This is a genomic window from Halopseudomonas sp., assembly GCF_041579695.1.
GTDB lineage: Bacteria > Pseudomonadota > Gammaproteobacteria > Pseudomonadales > Pseudomonadaceae > Halopseudomonas.
On sequence record NZ_JBFGFI010000020.1, the window covers coordinates 39,475 to 46,173 of the forward strand.

4 protein-coding genes are annotated in these 6,699 nt (G+C 60.2%); 2 read left to right on the top strand and 2 right to left on the bottom strand.

Going from position 1 to position 6,699, the window contains the following annotated elements; all coding sequences use genetic code 11:
- Positions 1 to 170 precede the first annotated feature (170 nt).
- Positions 171 to 794, top strand: coding sequence for a QsdR family transcriptional regulator (locus ABYA88_RS06535; RefSeq protein ID WP_373186173.1), 624 nt, complete (start codon positions 171 to 173; stop codon positions 792 to 794).
- A gap of 26 nt (positions 795 to 820) precedes the next feature.
- Here the strand turns inward: ABYA88_RS06535 and ABYA88_RS06540 are convergent, their stop codons facing one another.
- Together ABYA88_RS06540 and ABYA88_RS06545 are read right to left on the bottom strand one after the other, a co-directional pair.
- A complete protein-coding gene (locus ABYA88_RS06540) occupies positions 821 to 2,410 on the bottom strand; it encodes an ATP-binding protein (protein WP_373186174.1) in 1,590 nt (529 codons plus the stop codon).
- Positions 2,411 to 2,422: 12 nt separating this feature from the next.
- Positions 2,423 to 3,136, bottom strand: coding sequence for a response regulator (locus tag ABYA88_RS06545; protein WP_373186175.1), 714 nt, complete (start codon positions 3,134 to 3,136; stop codon positions 2,423 to 2,425).
- A gap of 412 nt (positions 3,137 to 3,548) precedes the next feature.
- Here ABYA88_RS06545 and ABYA88_RS06550 point away from each other — a divergent pair, with 412 nt between their 5' ends.
- Positions 3,549 to 6,416 carry a ribonucleoside-diphosphate reductase subunit alpha gene (locus ABYA88_RS06550; protein ID WP_373186182.1) on the top strand — a complete coding sequence of 956 codons (2,868 nt, stop codon included), beginning with the start codon at positions 3,549 to 3,551 and terminating at the stop codon, positions 6,414 to 6,416.
- Positions 6,417 to 6,699 lie beyond the last annotated feature (283 nt).

A 6,699-nucleotide genomic window follows, 5' to 3' on the forward strand; every position in this document is an offset into this window, starting at 1 on the left:
GCCCGGAACCGGCTTGAATCAATTTGCACTTCAGACTTGCATACATCTGAATCGGATAAAGAACCCGCTACACAGATGGAAAAGTTGCTGATTCATAGCCGGGACACTTCTAATCTTGGTATCGTTATTGCTACTATGTGCCACGCAAAACATTTTCCGGATTCGAAACCATGAGCAGCCAACCTACCCCACTATCGCTGGCCCTGTCCCAGCGCAAGTCCGATGAACGCGCTACCCCGATGAGCGCCTTTCGCATGGCCCGCCGCTGGTGGCTGGAGGGTCGCCGCCTGAACCTTTCGCTGCTGGCCGAGGAGCTGGGAGTTGGCCGCGCCACTCTGATGCGCTGGGTCGGCAACAAGGATTTGCTGATGGGCGAGATCCTCTGGTCCCAGTACAAGCATCTGTACGACGAGGCGATCGAGCGGGCGCAGACTAACCCGAAGCTCAAGGGGATCGATTTCCTGGCGCAGATCTATACCGATATCAACATTGCGCTGATCAATGCCAAGCCGATGCATGATTTCATGCGGGCTGAGCCGCAGTGGGGTTTGCAGCTGCTGACCTCGAACGTTTCAGGCCTGCAGAGCCGGTTGATCGAGACCTGGCGCAAGCTGTTCGAAGAGCAGATAGAAGCCGGATTGATCAATCCGGAAATGGACGCAGAGAGCCTGGCCTATTTCATCATTCGTATCGGCGAAGGGGCTATCTACTGCGATCTTATCTGCGGACGCACGCCCGATCCCGAGCCTGCGAGCACCGCGTTCCGCCTTCTGGTAAACGGTCATACCCGCTAGAACGGGCGCTTAACCGGCGCTGGCCGCTAGCCGCGGCGCAGCGGCCATTCCAGAATAAAGTCCGCCCCACCGAGGGCGGCAGAGCTGCCGGCACGCGCGGTGCCGCCGTGCCAATACATCACCCGTCGCACTATCGACAGCCCCAGACCATAGCCCCCCGAAGCACGTGTACGGCTGTCGTCCAGGCGCAGGAAAGGCGTGAAGACCTTCTCGCGCAGCTGCTCCTCAATACCCGGCCCGTCATCCTCGATGCTCACCATACAGCGGCCATACACTACCCGGCACGTCACCCGCATCCGGAGACTGGCATGGCGCATCGCGTTGGTGATCAGATTGCTGATCGCCCGGGTGAGGTAACGCTGCTCGGCTTCGACCGCAGTGGCGCGGCCGTAACTGAGGTCTACCACATCAATAGTAATGCCCTGGTTCAATGGCGCCAGCTCGTGCACTACCCGGTCGATCAGCGCGGGCACATCGACCAGCACCATGCTCAGTGCAGGCGCGCCCTGCTCCAGGCGTGCATAGGTGAGGATCTCGTCGACCAGCATATCCAGTTCACTCAGGTCGGCATCCATGCCGTGCACATAGTGGGCGATGTCCTTGTCGCTCTTGGACGTCTCGACCATTTCCAGGCCGAAACGCAGGCGTGCGATTGGCGTACGCAGCTCATGCGAAACTGCACCGATCATTTCCTGCTGGATCTTCATAAGACGCTGCAAGTGGCTGGCCATGTCGTTGAAGGCACGGGCCACCCGGCCGACCGGGTCCTGTCCCGCAGCATCCACTCGGGCATCAAGATTGCCATGGCTGAGCAGCATGGCTGCGGCCTCCAGCGTGATCAGCCGCCGTTCCAGTTGCCGCACCAGCAGATAGATCAGTAGGCCGCTCAGGGTAAGTACCAGCAGGCCGGTAATCAGCAACAACTCCCGGGGATAATCCTCCATCTGGAACAGCGGACCCAGGCGCAGCACCCAATCGGTGTCTGTCACCTTCATGTACAGCAGAATCGAGTCGCCATCGGGACCCAGCGTCATTACCGTATCGAACTCCTCCAGACGTCGACGCTGGTCGGCATCCAGGTCGGCCTCGCGCATCCGCGTAAGCATCAGCGGGTAACCAAAATCCTTGTCGCGGCGCAGACGCTGCAGCCGTTCGGGCATATCCGACTCGGGATGGCGCACCAGCTCGTCGACCAGCAGGAACAGTGTGGCCCGACCGAGCTGTTCAGTTATGCGCTGGATCTCGGTGGTCAATACGAAGTTTTCATCAACCAGGCTGTACACCTGCACCTGGTTCTGCGTCGCAGGTTTGACCAGCACCCGGCCGCGGGTCAGCTGCGCACGCTGACGCGCCTCCAGATCCAGTTCGTCCAGCGGCTTGAGCTGCAATGGCACACCGATCAGCCGCGTCCAGGCGGCGAGTGCACGCAGCCGCTCGGCGCCTTCCATCAACTGCAGGTTGTCCGCCATCAGGCGGAAGGTGCCGGTGGCTATTTCTTCGCGGTAGGTCTCGGCGCGGAACTCATTGACCTGGCGAATCCCCACCAGCGCGAGCAGCGAGACCACAACCAGAATCAGCAGCATGCCGCCGTATATGCGCAGGAAAATCGAGTTCACAGGGGTTCCGGATCAGGGTTGTACGGCAACGAACAGGTAACCCTTGCTGCGCACTGTCTTGATGATGCGTGGCAGCTCCGGGTCGTCGCCGATCTTGGGGCGTATGCGCGAGATACGCACGTCGATGGAACGATCCTGACCGTCGTACTCGATCCCGCGCAACGCGTTGAATATCTCCTCGCGGCTAAGCACACGCCCCGCATTGCTGGCCAGCAGCCATAGCAGATCCAGCTCGGCACCGGTCAGATCGATCAGTTGGTTGCGCAACCAGGCTTCACGGCGGGCATTGTCGATTACCAGGGGACCAAAGGTGAGACGGCTCACCGGAGCGTCGCTGGCCGGCTCGGCATCATGACTGCGACGCAGCAGAGCGCGAATGCGGGCGAGCAGCACCTGCGGCCTGACCGGTTTGTTGACGTAATCATCGGCGCCCAGTTCCAGCCCGCGGATGTGATCTTCGTCATCGCTGCGCGCGGTCAGTATAAGTACCGGGCGGGTATAGCCGGCGGCACGCAGGCGCTTGCAGATCGACAGGCCGTCTTCCCCCGGAAGCATCAGATCCAGCACGACCAGATCGGGATTGCCGGCCAGTATATGCTCCACCGCACCCGCGCCATCAGTCAGCAGGTCCACCTCCAGGCCCTGCGAGCGCAGGAACGCCTGGATCAGATCGGCCAGTTTGAGATCGTCCTCGACTATGAGTATGCGTTCGTTATCAGTTGCCATGCGTCCGCCAACCTACCTGTCTCAATCCAGAAAGGACCGATTGTAACAACCCCCCGGCAAAACACCTATCTGGGGTCAAAGCGCGACACCGGTCACAAAAGCAAAACACTACATCTAGTGTCTCCTGCATTTTTTACAATTCTTTTTCCTGGGCGAAATAAGCCCATACACCGCGATTTCACTGGCCAGCCGGACCGAAAACGTCGATTTGAAACGATAATATAGCCTGAACGCACACTTGCACGGCTGCCAAATACACACTATCTTGTGATCAAAACAACGCAACACACTACATATAGGATCAGCACTGGTCGTGCCACTCTCAGGAAGCCCGGCCTAACTGACCCTGAACAGCAGAACACTACATATTGTGTTACCGGCTTCGCCAAGGAGATCACCCATGCAGCCCACCATGCCGCCCGTCACCCCATCCACCGAATCGCACCAGGGCAGCACTCCCCATGGCGACCACAATGCAGAACTGCAGATGACCGCTCCCGGCCAGATGCGCGTGATCAAGCGCAATGGCAAGCTGGTCAGCTACACCGACGACAAGATCAAGGTCGCCATTACCAAGGCCTTTCTCGCCGTTGAAGGTGGCCAGGCAGCCGCATCCAGCCGTATTCACCAGACCGTGAACCAGCTGGCCGAGACCATCACCGCCACCTTCAAACGCCGCATGCCTTCAGGCGGCACCCTGCACATCGAAGAGATCCAGGATCAGGTAGAGCTGGCGCTGATGCGCTCTGGTGAGCAGAAAGTGGCCCGCGCCTATGTTCTCTACCGCGAAGAGCATTCGCGCCAACGTCAGGCCCGCCAACCGATCGAGGCCCACCCGACGCTGAACATCACCCTGGCTGATGGCAGCCGCCAACCGCTGGACCTGGGTCGCCTGCACACTATCATCAATGAAGCCTGCGAAGGCCTGGCGGTAGTGGATGCCAAGCTGATCGAGGGTGAGACACTGAAGAATCTGTACGACGGCGTAACCCAGCAGGACGTCAATACCGCCCTGGTAATGACCGCGCGCACCTTGGTCGAACGCGAGCCCAATTACAGCCACGTCACTGCTCGCCTGCTATTGGATAATCTGCGCGCCGAAGCCCTGGGCTTTCTTGGCGTGGCCGAAAGCGCTACCCACGGCGAAATGGCCGAGCTATATGCGCGCACCCTGCCCGCCTACATCGATTTTGGCGTAGAGAACGAATTGCTCGATCCGCGCCTGAAGGAATTCGATCTGGAGCTTATCGGCAAGGCACTAGACCACAGCCGTGATAAGCAGTTCTCCTACCTGGGCCTGCAGACCCTGTATGACCGTTACTTCATTCACAGTGAGGGCGTGCGATTCGAGCTGCCGCAGATCTTCTTCATGCGCGTTGCCATGGGGCTGGCGATTGAAGAGGCCGATCGCAGCGCCCGCGCGGTGGAGTTCTACAAGCTGCTGTCGTCCTTCGATTACATGGCTTCCACGCCTACCCTGTTCAACGCCGGCACCCTGCGTCCGCAGCTGTCGAGCTGTTATCTGACCACCGTACCGGACGAACTTTCGGGCATCTATCACGCGATCCACGACAACGCCATGTTGAGCAAATTCGCCGGCGGCCTGGGTAACGACTGGACGCCCGTGCGCGCCCTGGGTGCGTACATCAAGGGCACCAACGGCAAAAGTCAGGGCGTCGTGCCCTTCCTCAAGGTGGTCAACGACACCGCCGTGGCAGTGAATCAGGGTGGCAAGCGCAAGGGCGCCGTCTGTGCGTATCTGGAAACCTGGCACCTGGACATCGAGGAGTTCCTTGAGCTACGCAAGAACACCGGTGACGACCGCCGCCGTACCCACGACATGAATACCGCCAACTGGATTCCTGACCTGTTCATGAAGCGTGTGTTCGACGACGGCATGTGGACGCTGTTCTCCCCCTCCGACACGCCCGATCTGCACGACCTGACCGGCAAGGCCTTCGAGGAGCGTTACGAGTACTACGAAGCGCTGATCGAATACGGCAAGCTCAAGCTGCACAAGACCATCAAGGCTCGCGACCTGTGGCGCAAGATGCTCAGCATGCTGTTCGAGACCGGCCACCCCTGGCTCACCTTCAAGGACGCCTGCAACTTGCGCAGCCCGCAGCAACACGCTGGCGTGGTCCACAGCTCCAACCTGTGCACCGAGATCACCCTGAACACCTCGGCCGACGAGATCGCCGTGTGCAACCTGGGCTCGATCAACCTGCCGCAGCACATCGTCGACGGCAAACTGGATACCGCCAAGCTCGCCGCCACGGTCAAGACCGCCGTGCGCATGCTGGATAACGTCATCGACATCAATTACTACTCTGTGCCTCAGGCGCGCAACTCAAACCTCAAGCACCGCCCGGTCGGCCTGGGCATCATGGGCTTTCAGGATGCGCTCTACCTGCAGCACATTGCCTACGGCTCCGACGCCGCCGTCGAGTTCGCTGACAACTCCATGGAAGCGGTCAGCTACTATGCCATTCAGGCCTCCTGCGACCTGGCTGAGGAACGCGGCAGCTACTCCAGCTTCGACGGCTCGCTGTGGAGCCAGGGCATTCTGCCGCTGGATTCGCTGGATATCCTTACCGAGCAGCGCGGCGCCAAGTACATCGAAGTCGACCGCAGCCAGACCCTGGACTGGGAGCCCCTGCGCCAGCGCGCCAAGCAAGGTATCCGCAACTCCAATATCATGGCCATCGCCCCGACCGCGACCATCGCCAACATCACCGGCGTGTCCCAGTCGATCGAGCCGACGTACCAGAACCTGTATGTGAAATCGAACCTCTCCGGCGAGTTCACCGTGATCAACCCCTACCTGGTGCGCGACCTCAAGGCCCGCAACCTCTGGGATCCGGTCATGGTCAACGACCTCAAGTTCTACGACGGCTCGGTGCAGCAGATCGAACGCATTCCAGCGGATTTGAAAGCCCTGTACGCCACCGCATTCGAGGTGGAAACCAAGTGGATCGTCGAAGCCGCCAGCCGCCGTCAGAAATGGATCGACCAGGCCCAGTCGCTCAACCTGTACATCGCCGGCGCGTCGGGTAAGGCATTGGATGTGACCTACCGCATGGCCTGGTACCGCGGTCTGAAAACCACCTACTACCTGCGCGCCCTGGCTGCGACCAGTACCGAGAAGTCGACAGTGGAAACCGGCAAGCTCAACGCCGTGTCATCGGGCGGCAACCCAGTCACAGCCGCCCCCGCCGGCCCGGCCCCCGTGCCGAAGGCCTGCGCGATTGATGAGCCGGATTGCGAGGCGTGCCAATAAACACGGGGCATTCCGGATCCGCAGCATGGATCCCCGCCCCACCCTCGTCATTCCCGCGCAGGCGGGAATCCATTTTGACCTTCGGGGTTTGGCAGAAAGCACAGCACCTACTGCCACCCCAGAATGGATCCCCGCGTTCGCGAGGATGACGTAACAAAGAGGCCGTACTTACAGAATCGTCATTCCCGCGAACGCGGGAATCCATTTTGAACTTCGGGGCTTGGCAGGCAGCACAGCACTACTGCCACCCAGAATGGATCCCCGCGTTCGCGAGGATGACGTA